This is a genomic window from Methylobacterium sp. WL19 (genome assembly GCF_008040005.1).
Classification (GTDB): Bacteria; Pseudomonadota; Alphaproteobacteria; order Rhizobiales; family Beijerinckiaceae; genus Methylobacterium; species Methylobacterium bullatum.
Genome location: NZ_VRVC01000011.1, coordinates 1 through 21296 on the forward strand (window position 1 = coordinate 1; position 21296 = coordinate 21296).

A 21296-nucleotide genomic window follows, 5' to 3' on the forward strand; every position below is an offset into this window, starting at 1 on the left:
CACCGGGCCGTGCCCGCGCAGGTCCACGTCGAGGCCGGCTTCGGTGGCGGTGAAGGCGACGTCGAGGGGCTTGCGGCCGTGGCCGAGGGGAGCGCTCAGCGCCCGCGCGACGGCCGGCGCCCGGTGGAGCTGCTCGACGGTGATGGGGCAATGGTCGATGGCCACGAGGGCGTGACTGCGCGCCTCCATCAACCCGGCGACGCCCTTGCCGTCGATCTCGCGCACGTGGAGCGTCAGCCGGCGGCGGCCCGACCCATGGGCATCGCGCGCGGGCTCGCATGGCACGTCGATTCCGGCCTGGGCCAGTCCCTGCGCGAGGTTGCCCCGCTTCCAGGCGGCGTAGGGCTCTGGCGCGAGATGCTGGACCGCGCAGCCTCCGCAGGTTCCGAAATAGCCGCAGAACGGGTCGATCCGGTCCGGGGAGGGCGTTTCCACCGCGACGAGGGACACGCGCGCGCCGTCCTTGCGGATCGAGACGCGCTCGCCGGGCAGGGCATAGGGGACGACGGTGCCGTCCGTCGCCATGCCGTCGCCGCGCTGCCCGAGGCGCGCGATGTCGACGGTACGAAGGGTCTGTTGTTCGGTCATGGTCGTGTCCGTCATGGGCGCACCGTCGAGCGTGCCCCGATGAGGAACTCGCGATTGCCGTCGCCACCGGCGACAGGGGAGGGGATGAGGCCGAGGACCGACAGGCCGAGATCGGTGACGAGGTTCGTCACCTCCTCGCAGACCGCCTGGTGGACGGCCTCGTCGCGCACGATGCCGCCGCGCCCGACCCGGTCGCGCCCCGCCTCGAATTGAGGCTTGATCAATGCCGCCAGGGCCGCACCGGGAGCCATGAGCGGCACGATTGCGGGCAGGACAAGGCGAAGGGCGATGAAGCTGACATCGACCGCCACCAGGGACGGTGCGAGCGGGATCGCCGCGGTGTCGAGGCCACGCACGTCCCGGCCCTCGAGGCTGGTCACGCGGGGATCGCCGCGCAGGGAGGCATGCAGCTGGTCGCGGCCGACATCGACGGCATAGACATGCCCGGCACCGGCTTTCAGCAGCACGTCGGTGAAGCCGCCGGTGGACGCGCCGACATCGAGGCAGACGAGCCCGGCCGGATCGAATCCGAACGCCGCCAGCGCGGCCTGCAGCTTAAGCCCGCCGCGCGAGACGAAGGGGTGCGGCGCGCTTGCCACGATCCGCGCCCTGGGGTCGAGCCTGTCGGAGGCGCGGGTCACGGGGCGGTCGTCGGCGGTGACGAGGCCCGCCTCGATCGCAGCCTGGGCCCTCGCCCGACTCTCGAAATGGCCACCCTCGACCAGGAGCCGATCGGCCCTCACCCGGTCCACCGTCATCGAACCCTTACGATCCCGTGTGATCTCTCGCCTAAGATCCGATTCCCCGGATCGAGGCCAGACCAACCGGGCCACCCCGTCTCAGCTACGGGAATTCTCGGGTTTGTCCATCCGGGCAACGACATGGCCCGCTTGCGTGCCCGTCGAAGCCCATGGATGATCCACACCCGGTCCTCGGGCGTTGGCGCCCGTCATACCGGATCACAGAACAGGACGATCGATGGGTACCCCGAGGGAAGTCGAGCTGAAGCTGGATTGCGGCGCCGCGGAACTGGCGGAGTTGGCACGCCACCCGCTGCTTGCCGTCGAGCAGCCGACGGAGGCCGAGTTCCTGTCCGCCACCTATTACGACACGGCCGACCGGGCGCTTCACCGCAAGGGGATGACCCTGCGGGTTCGCCGGCATGGGGAGCGTCACGTCCAGACGGTGAAGGCCGCATCTTCGGCGGCCGGCTTGTTCGACCGCTCGGAATGGGAATGGGCCGTGGACGGCCCGACACCGGACCTGTCGCTCCTCGAGGAGACGCCGGTGCCGGAGGTACTCGCCAGCGCGTCCTCGCCCGACCTCGCCGCCGTCGTCACCACCATCATCGAACGTACCACCCGGGCCGTCGCCCACGGACACTCGCGCATTTCGGCCACCCTCGACCAGGGGCGGGTGGAGACGCCGGTCGGCGACGCGCCCATCTGGGAACTCGAACTCGAACTGATCGAGGGCGATCCGGCGGACCTGTTCTTCCTGGCGCAGAGTCTCGCGGAGACCGTGCCCCTGCGTCTCGGCGTCTTGTCGAAGAGCGAGCGCGGCTTCAGGATCCTCGGCGAGAGCCTGCGGCGTCCGAGCAAGGCCGGAGCGGTCAAGCTCGACCGGGACGCTTCGGCGGCCACGGCCTTCCGCACCATCGCCGTCGCCTGCCTGACCCATCTGCGGCTCAACGAGGATGTCTTCCTCAAGACGCGCGACCCGGAAGGGCTGCACCAGATCCGCGTCGCCCTGCGGCGGCTGCGCTCGGCCTTCACCCTGTTCAAGCCGATTCTCGTGAGCGATCCCACCGCCACGACCCTGCGGGAGGAGATCAAGCGCGTCACCGAGCCGTTCGGGCACGCCCGCAACCTCGATGTCTTCCTCAGCGAAACCCTGGCCGACGAGATGGCCCGGAGACCGGAGGAGGTGGGGCTCGACGATCTGCGAATCCGCCTCGAAGCCGAGCGGGATCGCGCCTACGGGACCGTCTTCACGATCCTGGAATCGCAAGCCTGGCGCAGCCTGATCCTCGATCTGTCCGCCTGGATCGAGACCGGGCCGTGGCGCGGCAATGCGAAGCGGGAGGCGGTCTCCGCCCGCGACCATGCCGAAGCCATGCTCGACAAAGCCCGCCGGCGCATCCGCAAGCGCGGCCGCCATCTCCAGCGCCTCGATGCGGAGGCGCGCCACGAGGTGCGCATCGAAGCCAAGAAGCTGCGCTACGGCGCGGAATTCTTCGCCTCGCTCTATGCGGAGAAGAAGGCGCAGAAGCACCACAAGGCGTTCGTCTCGGCCCTCTCGGACCTGCAGGACCATCTCGGCGCGCTCAACGACCTCGCCACCGCCCATTCCGTGCTCGCGAGCTTGGCGAGCGCCGAAACCGGGGAGACCTCCGGCATCGACGGGCGCGCGCTGTTCGCCGCCGGCCTCACCGCCGCCGACGGAGAAGCCCGCACCAACGATCTGCTCAAGGCGGCGGAGAAGGCACACGAGGAACTGCTCGACGTGAAACCGTTCTGGCGCTGAATCGCGGCCTCAGACCAGACGGTGGTGAGTGAACCTCATCACCGTCTGCCTACGCGGCGGCGGGCGTCCGCCGATCGCGCCGAGGAGGACCATCGGTCGGGATCGGCGTCGCTCGGTCTCAATCGCCGCGCACACTCAAGGCATAGAGCGTGATCGCGGCGGCGTTCGACACGTTGATGCTGCGGATCTCGCCGCTGAACGGAATACGGGCGAGGACGTCGCAATTGTCCCGCGTGCGCTGGCGCAGTCCCTTGCCCTCGGCACCGAGCACGATCACCGCGGGCCGCTTCGGCCCGACGGAATCGAGGGTGGCCTCTCCCTCCGAATCGAGACCGATGCGGGTGAAGCCGCGCTTGCCCAGATCGATGAGCGCATCGGACAGGTTGCGCACGATCACGAGGGGAACGTGTTCGAGCCCGCCCGAGGCGGATTTGGCCAGTACGCCCGTGGCGGTGGGCGAATGCCGCGCCGTGGTGATGATGCCCGCGACGCCGAACGCGGCGGCGGTACGGACGATGGCGCCGACATTATGCGGGTCGGTGATCTGGTCCAGCGCCAGCAGGAGCGCATCGTCCGGAAGGTCGTCGAGATCCGGGCCGGGGAGGGGATCGGCTTCGAGATAGAGGCCCTGATGCACGGCATCCGCCCCGAGCAGGGCGTTGATCGCGTTGGGGCGCACCAGTTCGGCGTCGATCCGGAGTTGGCCGAGCTCCTCGGTCAGGCGCGCGAGGGCGTTCTCGGTGGCGAGCAACCGATGCAGGCCGCGCCCCTCGTTCGCCAGCGCCTGCGACACCGGGTGCCACCCATAGAGCACGACGTGATCGCCGCTTGACCCGCGCGGCCCGGAGGAGGGCGGACCATGACGAAACCGGTCGCGTTGGCCACCGGGGCGGCCGGTGCGGGGTCCGCCCGGCCCGTCGCGTCGCGTATTCATGGTGTAATCCACTGTCTGACGGCACGATCGAAACGCCGCGCCGATGCTGAGCAGCGACAAAGCGACCGCCATGCCGTTCGTCAAGCGTGAAACACCGCGAAACACCGGTTGCCCTGCCGGGAGAAGCCGCCTATAGAACCCTCGCTCTCGAGCAAGCGCCCTTCGTCTATCGGTTAGGACGTCAGCCTTTCACGCTGAAAAGGCGGGTTCGACTCCCGCAGGGCGCGCCATTAGGCTTCTCAGCCATTGCCTAGGCTGAGATAGCGCGTAAATCAGTGCCTTAGCAGACGCCGGTCATACAGTCCGGTGGTGCAAACCACTCATGGCATTGAGGTCATACCCCCTCCGCGAGAGGCTGGGATCGTACTACTTCCGCCGCGTGATTCCAGGGGACCTAAGGTCCTTCGTGCCACCCCGTGGTCGGGGAAGGCAGACTGGAAGTTGAGCCTCAGAACGCCCCCCTGGCCATCGCGAAGCAAGTAGGCTCGCGCGTCCCAAGGGACTGTATGGCGCACTTCGCGGCTTTGGAGCGGCTCAAGCGCGGTGAGAGGCCTACCCTCCAGTTGGGCAGTCGGTCATGCCCAAGGATGCGGAGATCGAGGCGGGCGAATTGGCGCGGCTCCTCACCGAGGACGATGCGGTGGCGGCCGGCCGCTGCTCTCCGGCAGGGCCACCGCCTCGCGTTTGAACTCTGGCGTGGCACCGAAGGTGCAGCGAAGCAAACTCGCGTCTCGTCTTGGCCATCAATCACCTTCCCCGCCCGCAAGGAGCGTATCAAAGGTGTCAGCGAAACCGGGGGAGGATCGGTATGCCGATGCTAACCCTTACGAACGGCCTCAAGAACGGTCGCCGAGTTGTACGCCGCGGCATACCCTTGCGGACGACAACGTGTCGCTACTGCCGGGCGAGCGGACACGATCAACGTGGCAACGCCACTGTCGGCCCCTTTCGGTAAGAGCATGAGGCTGGATCACAGTTCCGCAATCGGTCAAATATAACAATCGCAAGTGCGACCAAGACTGCAAGGATTAAAATCTGCGTCTTACTATCCATCGCTCAGCCCCTCACGAATAGCGCGGCGATAGCATGGATCACGGTCGCTCCGCCTACGGGTGCTACAAAGAGGAGCAACACGTTCACCCCGATGATCCAGACCACCGCCCGCTCCTGGGCCTTCGTGAGCGGAGGCTTGCGAGCTGGCGGCTCCCACGATGGTTCTCTCGGCGGCTTCCAACCTTCGTCCACGAACATGAGGGGACCTCATCCGGGCCGAGACCGCATGACCTCGCGGCTGGCACGGAGATGGTAGGGCTCGTTGGTGGGCCGGCGCAATCATTCGCATGACGGGAGGCGGCAGGGGCCATCAGGTTCGGCCCGAGGGAAACCCGGCGGCGGGCATGGGGGGGGGGACATGCTGATCCGCCGGTACGAGCAAGGCCTTGCCAAAAGGTATCCGCCGACATCGGCGATGATGTTCAGGGTGAAGTGCAGGTCGACGGCGGCTCATCGATTCGACGTCCAGCCCTATCGACGTCAGGCGCCGAGGCCGACCTGCATGGCGGCGGGTTCGAGACTGTCGGCGGCGATCTGGCCCAAGGGCGCCTTCGGGCGCACCTCCATCCCGAGGTACCCGACCAGGGACGAGCGCGCGCGGCTCACTCGGCTCTTCATCGTGCCGACCTGACAGCCGATGAGTTCCGCGGCGGCCTCGTAGGTCATCCCCTGCGCCGCGACGAGAATCAGGGCCTCCCGCTGAGACGGCGGCAGCTTGCCGAGATGCTGCCAGACCCGCTTGAGGTCGCTGCTCGCCTCCTGGGATGCCGGCGCGGCCACCTGCGCCGCCATGGCGCCATCCGCGTCCTCGACCTCCCGTTTCCGCTTGCGACACTCCGTATAGAAGTGGTTTCGCAGGATGGTGCAGAGCCAGGCCATCAGATTGCTGCCAGGCTCGAACCGGCGCCGGTTCTGCCAGGCTCTCAGAAGCGTCTCCTGCACGAGATCGTCCGCCATCGCCGGGTTCATGGCGAGCGACAGGGCGAAGGCCCTCAAACCCGGCAGAGCCGTGAGCAGATCGGCGCTGAAGGCGGCATACGCAGCGTCGCCGCGCCCGGCGGATGCGTGCGTGAGCCGGGCAATCAGATCCAACAAAGCCGGCGGCTGATCTTCCGCGACGATGCAAGCGTAGACCGCCCTCAGTTCGGCCCCCAGATGCACGCGCACCGCCTCCGGTATCCCTCCCTTGGCGGGGCGCTCCAACGTCTGACCGTCAGCCTCGGCCGCTTGCAGTGATTGCGCCATTCCCGGTTTGCGAACGTCCATCCATCCCCCCTCGGCAGTCGGCACGCCGTGCGCGCCGGGCTCATTGGGCAATACCAACGGGAGCTTTTGGCAAAAGAAAGCTGAACGCAGGCTAAAGGAATTCTAAACTGAGGGTGAAATCGTATCGCCCGATGTCGAGGGAGACCCTACCGAGGCTGACTGCCAAGCTTTGCTGTATTCATCCCGGATGCAGGGTGACCAGACACGCTCACTGGGGATCCAGGCGGCCGGGTTCCGCTCTTCCCTCACACGACGCTCGAAATGGCACCGGGCGGGTGTGCCAGCAGGGTCGCCAGAAGGCCGAGGCCGTATCGCAGGGCTTCGCTGTCGGGCGCGGCGCCGAGGGAGACGCGGATCGCGTCGGGGGCCGGGCCGACGGCGAAGGCATCGCTCTGGATCACCGATACCCCGAGCTGGCGCGCATGCGCCCCGAACTCGCCGCGCCGCCACGGCGCCGGGAGCGGGAGCCAGAGATGGTGCCCGCAGGGATGAGCGTGGACTTCGAGGCCGACGAGCGCCTCCCGCGCCACGACCTGACGGCGGCCATTCTCGCGCCTGATGGCCCCGACGATCGCGTCGAGGTCTCCGTGGGTGATCCAGTGAGAGGCGAGGGCGGCGGCCAGCGGTGAGGCCATCATGCTGATGGCGCGCAGCTCGGCCGCGACACGGACCGCTTCGTTAGTGCCCGGCACGACGACATAGGCGATGCGCAAACCCGGAGTGACGCATTTGGACAGGGTCGCCACATGCCAGGTGATGTCGCCGGCCAAAGCCGCGAACGGGGCCGGAGCGTCCGGCGGCAGGGCGCCGTAGGCATCGTCCTCGATGATCGCGACCCCGTGGGAGCGGGCGATCTCGGCGATCCGCTCGCGACGGGCCAGCGGGAGCGTCGCCGTCGTCGGGTTGTCGAGGGTCGGGACCAGATAGAGGGCGCGCGGCCTCTCGGCCCGGCAGCGTTCGAGGAAGGAATCGGGGTCGATGCCGTCGCCGTCGGTCGCGACGGGAAGCAACCGGGCTCCGCGCCGCTCGGCCGCCATACGCAGGCCCGGATAGGTCAGGGCGGGAACGCAGAGCGCGTCGCCGGGCCTGAGCAGCACGGCGAGAATGGCCGAGAGGGCGGCCTGCGCCCCGCCGGCTACGATGACCCGCTGGACCGGCACGGGACCCAGCCGGCGAGCGAGCCAAGTCGCCGCAGCCGCGCGATCCGCCAGATTGCCGGCGCTGTCCTGATACTGCATGCGGTCGAGGAAGCCCGGCGAGGCGGAAAGCCGCGCCAGCCCCGCCTCCATGCGCTCGGCGAGCCGCGCCTCCGCCGGCTGGGGCGGCATGTTCATGCTGAAATCGACGCTCGCCGATGGGTCCGGCGCCCTGACCTTCGCCAGCGGCGACGCGGCGGTGCGAACGAAGCTGCCTCGCCCGGCCGAGGCATCGATCAGCCCGGCCCTCCGCGCTTCGTTGAACGCCCGCGTGACGGTGGTGAGATCGACGTCGAGATGCTTGGCCAAGCTGCGCTGCGGCGGCAGCCGCATGCCGGGGGCGAGCCGCCCGGAGCGAATGTCGTCCGCCAGGACCCGGACGATGGCCAGATATTTCGGCCCGGCCTTGTCCAGGATTGTAGGGCTCCACGATTCCATCATTGACCCTACATCACGCCAAGTTGTATGCATACAAGGAACAGAGCCACAGGCTTCCCCGTCTTAAAAATCGACAGCAGCAACTCGCGCTGCGAGGCAATGTATGGATTTTAATACCATACAATCTTAAGCCCGCAAACCTGAGCCGCTGCCGATCGAGTGCGGGACGTGAGCCAACATCGAGGAACCTCGACCATGGACGGAACGACGGATCGATCCCTGTTGTCGGTGGGCCTGCGCTGCCGATGCCCGCGCTGCGGCGAGGGGCGGCTGTTCGATGGCTTCATCACCTTGAAGCCGGCATGCGAGGCCTGCGGCCTCGATTACGGCTTCGCCGATCCGGCGGACGGCCCCGCCTTCTTCATCATGATGTCGATGGCATTTCCCGTCACCGCCTTCGGGATCTGGCTGGAACTGACCTACGATCCGCCACTCTGGATCCATGCGGTGCTCACGCTCCCGCTGCTTCTCCTGGCCTGCGTGCCGATCATCCGCCCGCTCAAGGGGCTCTTCATCGCGAGCCAGTACATCAACAAGGCCGAGGAAGGCCGCTTCGCGGTCCGGGCCGTGCCGAAGGCCGGGCCGGAAGCCGGGCGTTGAGCGCAGCGACGCAATGGGGCAGGGTTCGTCGACGAGACTGAGCTGCCGAGTCGTTTTCCTGCCCGTTCCCAACGACCATTCAGGTTGATCGACATGCTGTCGGACGTTGACGCCCTCGTGCTCGCGAGAATCCAGTTCGGTTTCACGGTGGCCTTCCACATCGTGTTCCCGGCGTTTTCCATCGGGCTCGCCAGCTTTCTCGCCGTGCTGGAGGGACTCTGGCTGGCGACGGGCCGTCAGGTCTTCCTCGATCTGTTCAAATACTGGATCAAGATTTTCGCCATCGCCTTCGCCATGGGCGTCGTGTCCGGGCTGGTCATGTCCTACCAGTTCGGCACGAACTGGTCGGTCTTCTCCGACAAGACCGGGCCGGTGCTCGGCCCGCTGATGGCCTACGAGGTACTCTCGGCCTTCTTCCTCGAAGCCGGCTTCCTCGGCGTGATGCTGTTCGGCATGTCCAGGGTCGGGCCGAAGCTGCATTTCTTCGCCACCCTCATGGTGGCGATCGGCACCTTCTTCTCGGCCTTCTGGATCCTGTCGGTGAATTCCTGGATGCAGACTCCGCAGGGCTACGGCATCAATGAAGCCGGCCAGTTCATCCCGGAGGATTGGTGGGCGATCGTCTTCAATCCCTCCTTCCCATACCGTCTCGTCCACATGGTGCTGGCCGCCTACCTCACGACATCCCTCGTGGTCGGGGCGGTGGGCGCCTGGCATCTGCTGCGCGACCGCTACAATCTCGGGGCGCGGACGATGTTCTCGATGGCCATGTGGATGGCCGCCATCGTCGCGCCGCTCCAGATCCTGGCGGGCGACGCCCACGGACTGAACACGCTGGAGCATCAGCCCGCCAAGGTCATGGCGATGGAAGGGCATTTCGAAAGTCATCCGGACGGGGCTCCCCTCATCCTGTTCGGCCTCCCGAATCAGGAGGCGGGACGGGTCGACTACGAGGTCTCGATCCCGAAACTGTCCTCGCTGATCCTCAAACACGGATTGAACGAGCCGTTGAAGGGCCTCGACACCGTGGACAGGAAGAACTGGCCACCGGTTCCGGTGGTGTTCTGGTCCTTCCGCGTGATGATCGGCCTCGGGATGCTGATGCTGCTGCTCGGCGTCTCCAGCCTGTATGCGCGCTACAGGAAGGCGCTCTACGACTGGACGCTCCTGCACCGTTTCGCCATCGCCATGGGGCCGGCCGGCTTCGTCGCCGTGGTGGCGGGCTGGATCACCACGGAGGTGGGGCGGCAGCCCTTCACGGTCTACGGCCTGCTGCGCACGGCGGAATCGGCGTCTCCCCTGTCGGCGCCGGCCGTGGGCTCCTCTCTCGTGGCCTTCGTGCTGATCTATTTCGCGGTGTTCGGCATGGGCATCCTCTACATCCTGCGCCTGATGGCGAAATCCCCGCATCTCGGCGAGCACGGGATCGAGCCCGGTGTTCCGATCCGCACCGCGGGCATCACGCCCGCACCCTCGGTCGATCCCGGCCGCTCCCTCCATCCGGCCGAGTGAGGATTCCGCCATGCTCGCGAGCATCGACCTGACCGTCGTCTGGGCCTTCATCATCGCCTTCGCGGTCTTCGCCTATATCGTCATGGACGGCTTCGATCTCGGCCTCGGGATCCTGTTCCCGGCGTTCCGGCCGGGGCAGGAGCGGGACACCGCCATGAACTCCGTGGCCCCGGTCTGGGACGGCAACGAGACCTGGCTGGTCCTGGGCGGAGGAGGCCTGTTCGCCGCCTTTCCACTCGCCTACGCGGTGATCATGCCGGCCCTCTATGCGCCGATCATCGCCATGCTGCTGGGCCTGATCTTCCGGGGCGTCGCGTTCGAGTTCCGGTGGCGCGACCCCGGCCACCGGGCCCTGTGGGACATCGCCTTCACCGGCGGATCGGTGGTGGCCACCTTCGCGCAGGGCGTCGCCCTCGGTGCGCTGCTGCAGGGCATCGAGGTCCAAGGCCGTGCCTATGCCGGCGGCTGGTGGGACTGGCTGTCTCCCTTCAGCGTGCTCGTCGGAATCGGCCTGGTCTGCGGCTATGCGCTCCTGGGGGCGACCTGGCTCGTCATGCGCACGGAAGGATCGCTGCAGGAACGCGCCCGCTCGCTGTCCCTGTGGCTCGGCGCGGCGACGATCGCGGCCGTGGCGGCGGTGAGCGCGGCGACGCCGTTCCTGAAGGGACAATACTGGGAGCGCTGGTTCTCGATGCCGAACGTGCTGCTCACGGCGCAGGTGCCGATCCTGGTCGCCGTCGCCTCGTTCCTGTTCTTCCGCCTGCTGCGGAAGGGGGCCGAGACCGCGCCGTTTCTCCTGGCCCTCGGTCTGTTCCTGCTCTCCTTCGCCGGGCTCGGCATCAGCATCTTCCCGGATATCGTGCCCGGCCGCATCACTATCTGGGATGCCGCCTCGCCGCATGCGAGCCAGGTCTTCCTCCTGGCCGGCGCGTCCGTGCTGATCCCCATCATCCTGGCCTATACCGCCTATTCGTACTGGGTCTTTCGCGGAAAGGTCGATGAGGCGGGGTACCATTGATGGAGCCCGCCGCGTTTCGCCGAAACCCATCGCCGTTGTGGCGGCGTCTGCTCTGGTTCGCGGCGATCTGGGCGGCCAGCATCGTCGCCCTCGGGATCGTCTCATTCGGTCTTCGCGCCTGGCTGAAGGCCGGTTAGTACCGGGCGGCCGAGAGCGTCCCGCCGGGAGTCTCTTTCGTCCCGTCCTACGGAACGGTCTCCCGAACGACGGGTCCTGCGAAGACCTTCGACGCAGTCCGAAGAGCCCCGCAGGTCGAAGCGGTCACGACGAACGGTTCGCGTGCGTCATGAAGAACCGCACCATCTCCCGGCTGGCATCGGGGCCGCGCGGATCGGTGTAGGTTCCGTCGCTGCTTCCGCCGGACCAGGCATGTCCGGCGCCGTGAAGCGCCCAATGTTCGAGCATGGCGCGCCCGGACGCATCCGTCCGGACCGTACGGGTGAAGCCCATCCCACCCTCGGTCGTCCCTTGGGTCGCCGTGCGCGCGAGCGAAACGCCCGGCATCGCGAGGGCGATGACCTGTTCGCCGTTGACCGGCTTCACCGTCTTGTCGGCATCCCCGTGGAAGACGATGGTCGGCACGCCCGGACCGTTCTGCGACGCCTTGAAAGTACCGCCCCCATTCATGGCGGCGAAGGCGGAGGGCATGTCGCTGGCCGCCCCGCACGGCAGCCCGGAATGGACGCCGACCGCCGCGAAGACATCCGGATAAGTCGCCGCCATGATCGCCGCCGCCGCCCCGCCGGCCGACAGGCCCGCCGCATAGACCCGGCTCGAATCGGCGGAGAACTCCTTCACCACCTCCAGGGCGATGCCGGCGATCAGCGAAGGTTCGCCGCGGCCTCGCTGCTGGTCACCGGCGTTGAACCAGTTCCAGCACTTCTGCATGTTGGCCGATTGCGGCTGGCCGGGATAGGCCACGAGGAACGTCTGCTCCTCGGCGAGTGCGTTCATGCGGGTTCCGGCGGCGAAATCGTCCGGGTTCTGGGTGCAGCCATGCAGCATGACGACGACGGGAAGGGCCTGGCCCCGGTAGCCGCTGGGGACATAGACCTTGTAGGCCCGGCTGCCCGCCTCGTTGCCGAAGCTCCGCTCCTCGAACCGCGCCCCTTCCGGCACGGCGACGGTGGCGCCCCTCGCCGATCCGATGCCCTGTCCGAGGTCGGGCATCGCGCCCATCTTGGGGAAACGTTCGCGCAGGGTCTGGATCGTCTCCGCGAGTCCCGGCCGTGCGAAGGCGGTTTTCGCCGTGCTCGCCGCCCCATCGGCGGACGTGCGGTCGGTGGCGGGCGCGGTCCAGGCCCCGCCGGACATCGTGGGCGCCACCATGTCGATGGTCCCGGCAGCAGCGTGGGGGCCGGTCGGTGTCGACGGAACAGGCCGTCCCTGGAGCAGGGCCATCGCCTCGCTCAACTGGCCCGCGCGGGTGAGACGGGTCACCTCACCCATGTCGATGGTCGAGAAAGCGGTCATGGTCACGATCCTGGATGGGGTGGCGGCACGGAACGTCGTTCCGCACGGGTCATGGCGAATGGTCAGGCGATGCGGTCGGCCAAGGCCGCCTTGACTTCGGGACTGGCCTGGAAGGCCCCGAGAACCTGCACCGAGGCGATGGCCTGTCGGGCCAGCTCCGGCGTCACATCGAACGCGATGCTGGCAAGGCCGAGCACCTGAATGTGCAGCGGCGTCCCCGCATCCCTGGCGGCTTCGAGATCGCGGACGCTGTAGTGGGACAGCCCGAGACTGAGCTGCTTGCGGGCGACCGATTGCTTCACCGCGTCGCCCTGACGGTCGAGCTGATTGCGCACGGCCGTGCGGATGAAGTCGGCACGGTTGGCATAGAACCCGTCCCGAACCAGGAGGTCGATCTGGCCGAGATCGACGAAGCCGAGATTGAGGGTCAGCTTCTCGCTGTCGGGCGCTTTGGGACGAAGCTCACGAACCGTATCCGACATCGAAAACCATCCCCATACCATCTCGTTGGATGGTCTGTAGATGGTGCGCCGCAGTACGAGCGCAAGTGCCGGCGTGGAATCGGGGTACGCGAATGAGGGAATTGGGGCGAGCACCACGCGGTGGGCCCGTCACTCACAATGAGGTGGCCCTTCGGATCGCGGGCACCGGGCGTGTTGCGTTGCATTCCAAAGGCGCGCGGTGCTTCGTGCGCCCCTGCGGGTGACGGCGGGCATCGTCGTCCGCAATCTGGAACGACGCATGCGTCCTCGCTCGCGCAGCCCTCATCACGGCCGCCGCCACCGGCCCGGATCACCCATGATGCTCACGTTCTGGCTCGACCAGCCGATCTGGCTGATCTTCGGGACCCTTGCGCTTCTCGTCTCGGCCTGGTGCCTGATCCTGATGCTGCTCACCAACACGAAGCGGACGCGTCCCGTCGTCGTGGCGGTGGCGACCGGGATCGCCCGCGCCTTCGTGGGTGTCCTGTCGGTACTGCTGTCGCTCCTGATGGGATTCGTCGCCAACGATGCGTGGGAGCGCCAGAGGCAAGCCTCCCGCGTCGTCCAGACGGAGAGCGCTCAGACGCGGGCCGTGTTTAACCTGAGCCGGTCCGTGTCGAAGGATCTACCGGATATCCGCATGATGTTGGCGGAGTACATCGAGGCCATCGTGGTCGAGGAATGGCCGGCGATGGCCAATGGCGGAAAGGCATCATCGAAGGCGGATCAGGCCTTCGGCCGGCTGCTCCAGGCCGTGGTGGCGCCGAATTTCGACATCGTCGTGGGCCGAGCCAATCACTCCGCTCTCCTGGCCGCCACCCTCGCCCTGCAGACCGCCCGGAGCGAACGGCTCGCCCTCAGCGAAGTGGAGGGGGACGACAGCAAGTGGGCGACCCTGCTCGCGCTCCTGGCCCTGACCCTGCTGGTCATCGCCGCGATCCACACCGAACGACCCGCGTCGCAGGCAATGACATTGACCGTCTTCGGTCTGGCGATGGTGATCACGCTGGGCGTCGTGGCGATGCACGAACGCCCCTTCGACGGACCACTGGCGATCCGTCCGTCATTGCTGGAACAGGTCCGCACGGTCATCGACCCGGGCAGCTGAGAACCTCGCTCCCCACGATGAGTGCGGACCTACCGCAGGGTCGGGGACTCGCCGGCATGAAGGGCGCGTCCCTCATCGGGACCGCTGACGGCGTTCAGGCGCTCGAGATGCTCGAAGACATGCGCGAAAGCTTGCGTGACGGCTTGCTCGAACGATCCGTCACCCTTGCCCTGTGCGGTTTTCAAGGCGGCCAGGAGAGCCTGATGTTTCTCGGTGTCGCTCGACATGGCGGTCTCCTCGGCCGGGCGGAATGCCGGCTCGTGAGGGCAAGCGCGGGGAGCGGGGTCGGGTTCCCATGCGGCCGGGGGCGGTCAGAGATCGGATCGGGGATCGGTCTTGCCACCGGCGCCCGCGATGGGGCCACCGAGCGTCGCCTTGAACCAGGCGACGACCCGATCGATCACGGGCTGCTGAAACCAGGGCAGGTCGCCGTGGCCCGCTCCCTCGACCAGCACATACACCGCCTTGTTGCCCTTAGCCCGCAGGGCTTCGAACAACTGTTTGCTCTGCACCGGCGAGACGAGCGTGTCGGCAGTGCCGTGCATGATCAGAAAGGGCGGCTCATCGGCGCCGAGATGACCGATGGGACTTGCCGCCAGCGCCTTTGCGGGATCGGCCGAGATCGAAGCACCGGCGAAGTCGCGAAAGGCCGGTCCGTTGACCAAGAGCGCTTCGGTCACCGCAGGCGATTGGTGCATGAGTTGAACCGCCGGAGAAAATCCCTCGCCGATATTGAGAAGGTTCGAGATGCCGTAAAGGGTCACCGCCGCCTGCACATCGGAGGACTGATCGAGATGATCGCCCTTGTCGAAAACTTTCTCTCCGTTAGTGACGCCGACCATCTGCGAGAGATAGCCGCCGGCGGAATCGCCGAGCACGCCGATACGGGCCGGGTCGATGCCGTATTCGGCCGCATGAGCCCGCAGGTAGCGCACGGCCGCCTTGCCATCCTGCACCAGAGCCGGGAACCTGTCGGGGACGACGCGATACTCGGCGGCGGCGACGACGAAGCCGGCCGCGGCCAACGCCGACCGCATCTCGAAGTATTTCTCATGGTCGGCAGTGGTAAATCCGCCACCTGGGAAATAGACGATCGCAGGCTTCTTGTCGTTGGTGCGTGGCACGAGCAGCGACATGCGCAATTGTCTGACCGCACGCATCGAACGGATCTGAGAATAGATCACACCGCTGATCTGGTCGACCTGGTTTCGGCGTCCTTCGACGCGAACGACCTGAGCCCCCTCGGAATAACCGGGCAGTTGCGCATCGCCCGCGGATGCCTGCTGAGAAAGCCCACTCACAGCCATGACGCCTCCCAAGCAAAGAGCCCGGATCAGTCTCATAGGATGCCCCTTTGTCGGTCGAGATGACATGACCCTACACCAAGAACCGGTGAGGGCATGTGTCAGTGGCCTGCCCCCTGGAAAGCGGTCCTCCTCACAAATCTTGTGTGTCGACGATCGACGCCAGGGTGCACGTCTCGCGCCGTATCAAGACAGTGTCTCATAGCAGCACGACACGAATGGCCTTGCCGACGGCCAGCGCCGAGCGGCAGGGCGACGTTGTCGAGGGCCGACAGGCGCGGCAGCAGATGGAAGAACTGGAAGACGAAGCCGATCAGGCGGTTGCGCAACCCGGCGGTCTCGCTCTCGTTCAGGTCCGCCGTGTCGGTCCCGACCAGGCGGATCGCGCCTTCGTCGGGCCGGTCGAGGAGTCCGATGAGGTTCATGAGCGTGGTCTTGCCGGACCCCAAGGCCCCCGTGCGGGCGCAGAGTTCCCCGCTTCGGACGTGGAGGTTCACCCGGCTGAGGACGGGGAGCGAACCTGCCCGGCCATGATAGGCCTTCGTGACGTTCTCGATGCTCATCATGGCCCAGCCCATGCCCGACCTAACACTTTGTCCGACGGGACAAGGGGCTTCGGGTGTGACTATCGATACTCTGACTTTGCGAGCAAGCTACTATTTTTGTAGATTGACAATCCCCATTTTTGATAACAGCGTCAAATGCCGATCCTGTTCTGCCTAATATAAGTATCATTGCCTTATTATTGCGAACAATGACATAAATTTTATATATAGATTAAGTTTTTGCCCCATCTGCCAATCTGTTGTTTTAAAACTTGCCCATACTCAAATTCTCGGACGATTTATTGCTGCGACATGTGCAGTAGAACTGACACGTCAAAAAGAGGATATCATGAATAAGACATTGTTCGCGGGCGCTCTCATTCTCGCTTTGTCGGTCATGGCGAATTCGGCTCAGGCACAGAGCGTTTTGACGGCGACGGTCAACAACAACACGCCGGTCTCAGTAGATTTCTCTTCACCATCCGGCTGTATCGGCACGAATGGTTTTTCTTCCATCGGGAATGGCGGGAGCCAGACGTCGACCATACAGAGCCCATACTCGACGTCGAACGGCTGCTCGATCCGCTACACGCGCTCCGGCAATTTGCGCTACTGCAACTGGAACGCGACGCGCACCAGAAGTTCGGCGAGCGGCCGCTGGAGTTATCCGACCGTCAACACGTCATCGAATGGTTCGGGCGTGACCTGTTCCAGCAGCATTACCTCGGTGGGCTTCAACGGGAATTGGTCCGTCAGCCCGACGATTGCGCCTTGAAGGCGAAGTTCCTTCGTTCGTGAAATAAAAGAATCGATCTTATGCCCGATTAACCGGTCCGCGCCTCATCCGGCGTGGATCTAGACAGCATACGTCGAAGGATACATTGATGATGTCGAGCGGGATGACGGGCGTCGACCGGCCCACAACTCCCTTGCTCCGCGACCCTGCCGGCGAGTCTCGGGTGTCCACGAGCGACGAGGCGAGCGCCCCTCGTTCATCGATCGGTCCGGCAAGCGTGGTCGAGCTTTCGGCCCCGGCAAAGGCCGTATCCCCCAATCGCATCGGCCTCGAAGGACTTCACCACCGTTGCCACGGATGCGCGGGCCGCGCTGGATGCGGGCTACACGAAGGCGGGGAAAACCTCTTCGATCTATACAACAGGCGCCGAGCGGCAGGAGCTGTTCAGCGGGCTCGACCGGCGCGCGCTCTACGCGATCAAGAGCAACGAAGGCGGGAGATTCTCAGATCTCGAACGAAAAATGGCCAATAGCGAGATGCGAGATCGCCTTCATGCCGATACCGGGCTCGATGCGGTAGTCTCAGGCGGTAAGCTCGCGCCGACATGGAATAAGGTCGTAACCTATCTCGACAACGTCAGCGCCGAAGAGAAGGGAAGCTTCGATTGGGCGAAAGAACGCGCAGCGATGCAGTCCAACTACGAGGCTAGAAGTCGTTTCGAGGGTGAGCAACCGGAGAATCTCGACTCGACGAACCAGACCGTGAAGCTGATCAAGGCGGCGCTCGACAGCCTGAAGGCACTCAACGATCCCTCCAATCGGCTGGAGGACATGCCGCTCTACAAGCAGGCGCAGGAGCTCTTCGCCAGCCAGCAGGCCGGCGCATTGACCGGCATTGACATCGAGGCATGATCGCAGAGCCGCAGCAGAAGGGTCGGCTCTGACCGGCATGCCGGCTCTCCCGAACCAGCTGACGCAAATCATCGGCGCTGACGTCCTTGCGTAGCGGTACGCAAGCCGACTTGGCGAACCCTCCCGGTCCGCCCTATCGAATCACAACGGCCCCGCCGAACAAACCCCGTGAGTCCCCCTCATCGCCGATTGGTATGAGCCACCCGCTGCCGTGGCCAGCGTGAGCAGCTTCTGGGCGTCGAATTGACGTCCGCTCCCCATCTTTAGCGGACGCACCACATCAGCACTTGCCCTCGGCTTCGACGTCGAACAGGGTGGTGACGGCCATGGCTCTTGTCACTTCGCCGGCTGGGTCCGTACGGTGAGCTTGTTTCCATCGGGATCGCGAAGGTAAGCGACAAAGGACCCGTTCGGGCGCTCTGCGGGAGGGCTTTCGATGGCGGCGCCGCCATGCTCGGTGCCGGCCCGATGCCACGCCAGAACATGCTCGCGGCTCGATGCGACGATACCGACGGTTCCGCCGTTGGCTGCAGTCGCCGGCTTGCCATCGATGGGCTTCGTGATCATCAGCCGCCCGCCCTCGTGAGCGTAGATCAGCCGACCCCTGGGATCCATCTCGCCGGGCTTCCCTCCCAACGCGACGAATGTGGCATCGTAGAAGCACCGTGCCCGCTCCAGGTCATTGCTGCCGATCATGAGATGGGTGAACATACCTTCTCTCCGAAGAGGGGGCCGCGCGAGATGGCCGTGGTCGAGCGTGGCGACGAGCTGTTGCCAATGGCATACCCGCACGTATCGGGCAGCTTAACGACCGCTGATCAGCCCTTCAGGAAATCGGCCTAGGGCTGCGCCCGACCACGTTGGGTCGGGGCACATCTCCAGGCCTTTGTTGTGCCGCGCTCTTTTTCGCCGAACCGGCATCCACTTCGGCGGAGAGCGCTCTAGCCTCACAGTCGCTCCTTCGGGCTTCTCGTAGCACCCGAAACGCCTGCAAGCGGGAGTAGCCCGAGGCCGACGCAGCGGCATCGACGCGATTATGCAGTCCGGTAGAGCTTTTCCCTCACAGGGAACGTAGAGCACGGTCCCGCAGGCTATTCGGCCCACATCATCTTCATGAAGCCGAGGCGGTCACCCGCGTCGCATCCGTCATCTCAGAAGACATGTCGCAGGATGAAGAAGAGGACGCCCGCCAGGGTGATGGCGGCGGGCAGCGTCAGCACCCAGGCCAACGCCATGTTGCGGACGGTGGACATCTGCAGGCCCGAGCCGTTGGCCGCCATGGTGCCGGCGACGCCGCTCGACAGGATGTGGGTGGTCGAGACCGGCAGACCGTAAAGCTCGGCGAGGCCGATGGTGCCGGCGGCGACCATCTCGGCGGACGCCCCCTGCGCGTAGGTGAGATGGGTCTTGCCGATCTTCTCGCCTACGGTGACGACGATGCGCTTCCAGCCGACCATGGTGCCGAGGCCGAGGGCCAAGGCGACGCAGACCTTGACCCAGGTCGGAATGTAGCGGGTCCCGTCGTTGAGGAGGCCGGTATAGGCCTTCAGGGTGCCGGTCTCGGCCTCCGAGAACGTCGCGCCGTTCTTCGGCAGGAGCCGGATCGCGTCGGCGGCGAGATACATGTCGTTGCGCAGGTTCGAGGTCGCCGCCGCCGGCACCTGCTTGATGGCGCCGTAGCCCTTCACGTTGTCGGCGATGTCGGTGGAGAGCGCGGCGAGCGCCCCGTACACGGCAGGCCGGTTCAGGTCCTTGGTCTTCAGGGCTTCCGACACCTGCTTGCGAGCCTCGGCGGCATCGGGCTTCGGCCCGTTCCCGGCATGGCTCGCGAACACCGTGCTGGCGTTCTGGGAGGTCTGGATGAAGGCCGGGGTGGTGTCGTCCGACATCGTCCGGTTGAGGGCGTAGGCGGTGGGGGCCGCGCCGATGAGAATGAGCATGATCAGGCCCATGCCCTTCTGCCCGTCATTGCCGCCATGGAAGAACGACACGAGGGTGCAGGTCAGGATCAGTAGGCTGCGGATCCACAAAGGCGGCGGGGTTTCGCCCTTGGGGGCCTCGTAGAGATCCTTGCGGCGCACCGTGAACTTGAGGGCCAGCAGAAGCAGGGCGGCGGCGAAGAACCCGATGACGGGGCTGAACAGCAGCGCCTTGAACACGCCCAAGGCCTGCGCCCAGTCGACGCCCGATGTGGCCTGTCCTTCGGGAGCCATCAGCTGGTTGGCGAGGCCGACGCCGATGACCGATCCGATCAGGGCATGGGACGACGAGTTCGGCAGGCCGAAGGCCCAGGTGCCGAGGTTCCAGAGGATCGCCGCGATGAGCAGCGCGAAGATCATGGCGTAACCGGCCGAGGACCCGACCTGCAGGATCAGTTCCACCGGCAGCAGGGTGACGATGGCGTAGGCGACCGCGCCGGAGGACAGCATCACACCGAGGAAGTTGAAGGCGCCGGACCAGATGACCGCGACGAGCGGCGGCATTGAGTGGGTGTAGATCACGGTGGCGACCGCATTGGCGGTGTCGTGGAACCCGTTCACGAACTCGAAGGCCAGGGCGATGAGCAGAGCCAGGCCGAGCAGCACGAAGGCGCCGATGGCGAGAGGCGACTGGCCCACCGCGTTCATGTCGGTCACGAGACTGTAGAGCGCGTAGGCCAATCCCGCGACCAGGACGAGTAGGAACGCGATGACCCCGCCCGGATGAATGCCGTGATCGAGCTTTGGCCCTGCGGCGGGCGCAATGGCGCCCATCGGCAAGCCAGTCGGAGCAGCAACGGCGTCGGACATGATGGCCTCAGGACCCTAGGGATCAGTGATCCTGCCAGTAGGTCGCGCTCATAACAGTCCTGTGACACGTATTCGAAATTCCCCTGCCTCGACGGATTACGGCTGAGACCTCGAACGTAAGGCGCCGGCATTCCTCCCGAGCCTGGACTGGCGATAGGCCAAGTGACATCCGCATGCAGCCAGATCAAGCAACCGGCATGGCCTGCTCCAGCCGGACCGTGAGGATTCGCGAAGCACCCGACAAACCTGCATGCGGGAGCAGCCCAAGGCCAACGATTGCTGCTGCTCCATTGCCGGCCTTCGACAACGTCATGATCCGGTCGCGGTCGACGCGGCGCTTACCGCCGGCATACACACCGCTGCCCGTCGCGCGCTCGATGCCATCGCGCTGGCGCTCCTTGATGAACCGCCGCAGGAACTCAAGCACCGTCGCCAACTCGACCCGGCCGTCGCGGCTGCCGCCCGAGATCTTCTCCTAACGGATGACCCCGCAGCCTTCGGCCTTCAACCGGGCAACCTGCCCATCAAGATCCTGTCGAGGGTGCTGACGCGAGCGTAACCGATGCGGGCCATGGCTTGTAACCTCAGGCTTTAGGCCTGAGGTTACCTTGTCACAAATAGCCGGTGTCACCCCAGATATTACGATGACCGGCGCCAGCTGTGTTACGTGACGCCAGGGTGTACCCTAATGTGACAACGAGCCGTGATCCACTTTTGATTTTCGCGAGCCACCTCAATAAGTTCGTTTCACTGGGCGACCGTTTTGCTGAAATGAAGAAGCCCTAATATGTGAAGCCACATTAACAACGCGCTACGA

The 21296-nt window shown here is 65.8% G+C and carries 19 protein-coding genes, 1 tRNA gene and 2 pseudogenes; 9 read left to right on the forward strand and 13 right to left on the reverse strand.

Annotated elements, in window-relative coordinates; genetic code table 11:
• Both FV220_RS03995 and FV220_RS04000 read right to left on the reverse strand, forming a co-directional pair.
• Positions 1–588: pseudogene (locus FV220_RS03995) on the reverse strand (RNA methyltransferase); the annotation flags it as partial.
• 11 nt (positions 589–599) lie between these two features.
• On the reverse strand, positions 600–1346 hold the full coding sequence (locus tag FV220_RS04000) for a TlyA family RNA methyltransferase (protein WP_147829811.1): 747 nt from the start codon (positions 1344–1346) through the stop codon (positions 600–602).
• Positions 1347–1566: 220 nt separating this feature from the next.
• Here FV220_RS04000 and FV220_RS04005 point away from each other — a divergent pair, with 220 nt between their 5' ends.
• A complete protein-coding gene (locus FV220_RS04005) occupies positions 1567–3114 on the forward strand; it encodes a CYTH and CHAD domain-containing protein (protein WP_147829813.1) in 1548 nt (515 codons plus the stop codon).
• A 118-nt stretch (positions 3115–3232) separates the two neighbouring features.
• Here FV220_RS04005 and rlmB read toward each other — a convergent pair whose 3' ends face one another.
• Complete coding sequence (gene rlmB / locus FV220_RS04010; protein WP_026175694.1) at positions 3233–4048, reverse strand: 23S rRNA (guanosine(2251)-2'-O)-methyltransferase RlmB; 816 nt, start codon at positions 4046–4048, stop codon at positions 3233–3235.
• 155 nt (positions 4049–4203) lie between these two features.
• Between rlmB and FV220_RS04015 the strand changes: the two genes are divergently transcribed.
• A tRNA-Glu gene (locus tag FV220_RS04015) sits at positions 4204–4278 on the forward strand.
• A 1303-nt stretch (positions 4279–5581) separates the two neighbouring features.
• Here FV220_RS04015 and FV220_RS04025 read toward each other — a convergent pair.
• Both FV220_RS04025 and FV220_RS04030 read right to left on the reverse strand, forming a co-directional pair.
• Positions 5582–6346: a sigma-70 family RNA polymerase sigma factor gene (locus FV220_RS04025; RefSeq protein WP_246689379.1), complete on the reverse strand. Its 765-nt coding sequence runs from the start codon at positions 6344–6346 to the stop codon at positions 5582–5584.
• Positions 6347–6612: 266 nt separating this feature from the next.
• Positions 6613–8004: a PLP-dependent aminotransferase family protein gene (locus FV220_RS04030; RefSeq protein ID WP_147829817.1), complete on the reverse strand. Its 1392-nt coding sequence runs from the start codon at positions 8002–8004 to the stop codon at positions 6613–6615.
• Positions 8005–8196: 192 nt separating this feature from the next.
• Here FV220_RS04030 and FV220_RS04035 point away from each other — a divergent pair, with 192 nt between their 5' ends.
• From FV220_RS04035 to FV220_RS04050, 4 genes are all read left to right on the forward strand, one after another.
• On the forward strand, positions 8197–8601 hold the full coding sequence (locus FV220_RS04035) for a DUF983 domain-containing protein (RefSeq protein WP_018042451.1): 405 nt from the start codon (positions 8197–8199) through the stop codon (positions 8599–8601).
• A gap of 93 nt (positions 8602–8694) precedes the next feature.
• Positions 8695–10113 carry a cytochrome ubiquinol oxidase subunit I gene (locus tag FV220_RS04040; RefSeq protein WP_147829819.1) on the forward strand — a complete coding sequence of 473 codons (1419 nt, stop codon included), beginning with the start codon at positions 8695–8697 and terminating at the stop codon, positions 10111–10113.
• Between the two features lie 10 nt (positions 10114–10123).
• On the forward strand, positions 10124–11131 hold the full coding sequence (cydB, locus tag FV220_RS04045; RefSeq protein ID WP_147829820.1) for a cytochrome d ubiquinol oxidase subunit II: 1008 nt from the start codon (positions 10124–10126) through the stop codon (positions 11129–11131).
• A gap of 35 nt (positions 11132–11166) precedes the next feature.
• A complete protein-coding gene (locus FV220_RS04050; protein WP_018042454.1) occupies positions 11167–11268 on the forward strand; it encodes a DUF2474 family protein in 102 nt (33 codons plus the stop codon).
• Between the two features lie 124 nt (positions 11269–11392).
• Here FV220_RS04050 and FV220_RS04055 read toward each other — a convergent pair whose 3' ends face one another.
• Both FV220_RS04055 and FV220_RS04060 read right to left on the reverse strand, forming a co-directional pair.
• The gene (locus FV220_RS04055; RefSeq protein ID WP_018042455.1) at positions 11393–12604 is read right to left on the reverse strand and encodes a PHB depolymerase family esterase; all 1212 of its coding nucleotides are present in this window, start codon (positions 12602–12604) and stop codon (positions 11393–11395) included.
• Positions 12605–12666: 62 nt separating this feature from the next.
• Positions 12667–13086 carry a CopG family transcriptional regulator gene (locus tag FV220_RS04060; protein ID WP_018042456.1) on the reverse strand — a complete coding sequence of 140 codons (420 nt, stop codon included), beginning with the start codon at positions 13084–13086 and terminating at the stop codon, positions 12667–12669.
• Positions 13087–13402: 316 nt separating this feature from the next.
• Here FV220_RS04060 and FV220_RS04065 point away from each other — a divergent pair, with 316 nt between their 5' ends.
• Positions 13403–14194, forward strand: coding sequence for a DUF4239 domain-containing protein (locus FV220_RS04065; RefSeq protein WP_147829823.1), 792 nt, complete (start codon positions 13403–13405; stop codon positions 14192–14194).
• A gap of 29 nt (positions 14195–14223) precedes the next feature.
• Here the strand turns inward: FV220_RS04065 and FV220_RS04070 are convergent, their stop codons facing one another.
• The 3 genes from FV220_RS04070 to FV220_RS04080 all read right to left on the reverse strand — a co-directional run bounded on the left by FV220_RS04070 (position 14224) and on the right by FV220_RS04080 (position 16064).
• Positions 14224–14421 (reverse strand): hypothetical protein, encoded by a 198-nt coding sequence (locus FV220_RS04070; RefSeq protein ID WP_018042458.1) that lies wholly within the window; start codon positions 14419–14421, stop codon positions 14224–14226.
• A gap of 84 nt (positions 14422–14505) precedes the next feature.
• Positions 14506–15501 carry an alpha/beta hydrolase gene (locus FV220_RS04075; protein WP_238253807.1) on the reverse strand — a complete coding sequence of 332 codons (996 nt, stop codon included), beginning with the start codon at positions 15499–15501 and terminating at the stop codon, positions 14506–14508.
• A 98-nt stretch (positions 15502–15599) separates the two neighbouring features.
• Positions 15600–16064, reverse strand: coding sequence for an ATP-binding cassette domain-containing protein (locus FV220_RS04080; protein WP_246689377.1), 465 nt, complete (start codon positions 16062–16064; stop codon positions 15600–15602).
• Between the two features lie 328 nt (positions 16065–16392).
• On the opposite strand from FV220_RS04080, the gene FV220_RS04085 reads away from it, so the two are divergent.
• On the forward strand, positions 16393–16818 hold the full coding sequence (locus tag FV220_RS04085) for a hypothetical protein (protein ID WP_238253806.1): 426 nt from the start codon (positions 16393–16395) through the stop codon (positions 16816–16818).
• A 482-nt stretch (positions 16819–17300) separates the two neighbouring features.
• On the forward strand, positions 17301–17690 hold the full coding sequence (locus FV220_RS04090) for a hypothetical protein (protein WP_147829829.1): 390 nt from the start codon (positions 17301–17303) through the stop codon (positions 17688–17690).
• 336 nt (positions 17691–18026) lie between these two features.
• Here the strand turns inward: FV220_RS04090 and FV220_RS04095 are convergent, their stop codons facing one another.
• The 3 genes and pseudogenes from FV220_RS04095 to FV220_RS25960 form a co-directional block, all read right to left on the reverse strand.
• On the reverse strand, positions 18027–18401 hold the full coding sequence (locus tag FV220_RS04095) for a VOC family protein (RefSeq protein ID WP_147829831.1): 375 nt from the start codon (positions 18399–18401) through the stop codon (positions 18027–18029).
• A 440-nt stretch (positions 18402–18841) separates the two neighbouring features.
• Positions 18842–20479 (reverse strand): inorganic phosphate transporter, encoded by a 1638-nt coding sequence (locus FV220_RS04100; protein ID WP_147829833.1) that lies wholly within the window; start codon positions 20477–20479, stop codon positions 18842–18844.
• A 225-nt stretch (positions 20480–20704) separates the two neighbouring features.
• A pseudogene (locus tag FV220_RS25960) lies at positions 20705–21052 on the reverse strand (recombinase family protein); the annotation flags it as partial.
• Positions 21053–21296 lie beyond the last annotated feature (244 nt).

Bases quoted from the DNA above. Each gene is read 5' to 3' on its own strand.
- cydB (WP_147829820.1), top strand. From the start codon at position 10,124: ATGCTCGCGAGCATCGACCTGACCGTCGTCTGGGCCTTCATCATCGCC.
- FV220_RS04070 (WP_018042458.1), bottom strand. From the start codon at position 14,421: ATGTCGAGCGACACCGAGAAACATCAGGCTCTCCTGGCCGCCTTGAAA.
- FV220_RS04095 (WP_147829831.1), bottom strand. From the start codon at position 18,401: ATGTTCACCCATCTCATGATCGGCAGCAATGACCTGGAGCGGGCACGG.
- FV220_RS04075 (WP_238253807.1), bottom strand. From the start codon at position 15,501: ATGGCTGTGAGTGGGCTTTCTCAGCAGGCATCCGCGGGCGATGCGCAA.
- FV220_RS04000 (WP_147829811.1), bottom strand. From the start codon at position 1,346: ATGACGGTGGACCGGGTGAGGGCCGATCGGCTCCTGGTCGAGGGTGGC.
- FV220_RS04080 (WP_246689377.1), bottom strand. From the start codon at position 16,064: ATGATGAGCATCGAGAACGTCACGAAGGCCTATCATGGCCGGGCAGGT.
- FV220_RS04065 (WP_147829823.1), top strand. From the start codon at position 13,403: ATGATGCTCACGTTCTGGCTCGACCAGCCGATCTGGCTGATCTTCGGG.
- FV220_RS04100 (WP_147829833.1), bottom strand. From the start codon at position 20,479: ATGTCCGACGCCGTTGCTGCTCCGACTGGCTTGCCGATGGGCGCCATT.
- FV220_RS04055 (WP_018042455.1), bottom strand. From the start codon at position 12,604: ATGACCGCTTTCTCGACCATCGACATGGGTGAGGTGACCCGTCTCACC.
- FV220_RS04035 (WP_018042451.1), top strand. From the start codon at position 8,197: ATGGACGGAACGACGGATCGATCCCTGTTGTCGGTGGGCCTGCGCTGC.
- FV220_RS04060 (WP_018042456.1), bottom strand. From the start codon at position 13,086: ATGTCGGATACGGTTCGTGAGCTTCGTCCCAAAGCGCCCGACAGCGAG.
- FV220_RS04090 (WP_147829829.1), top strand. From the start codon at position 17,301: ATGGCCAATAGCGAGATGCGAGATCGCCTTCATGCCGATACCGGGCTC.
- rlmB (WP_026175694.1), bottom strand. From the start codon at position 4,048: ATGAATACGCGACGCGACGGGCCGGGCGGACCCCGCACCGGCCGCCCC.
- FV220_RS04025 (WP_246689379.1), bottom strand. From the start codon at position 6,346: ATGGCGCAATCACTGCAAGCGGCCGAGGCTGACGGTCAGACGTTGGAG.
- FV220_RS04005 (WP_147829813.1), top strand. From the start codon at position 1,567: ATGGGTACCCCGAGGGAAGTCGAGCTGAAGCTGGATTGCGGCGCCGCG.
- FV220_RS04030 (WP_147829817.1), bottom strand. From the start codon at position 8,004: ATGATGGAATCGTGGAGCCCTACAATCCTGGACAAGGCCGGGCCGAAA.
- FV220_RS04085 (WP_238253806.1), top strand. From the start codon at position 16,393: ATGAATAAGACATTGTTCGCGGGCGCTCTCATTCTCGCTTTGTCGGTC.
- FV220_RS04040 (WP_147829819.1), top strand. From the start codon at position 8,695: ATGCTGTCGGACGTTGACGCCCTCGTGCTCGCGAGAATCCAGTTCGGT.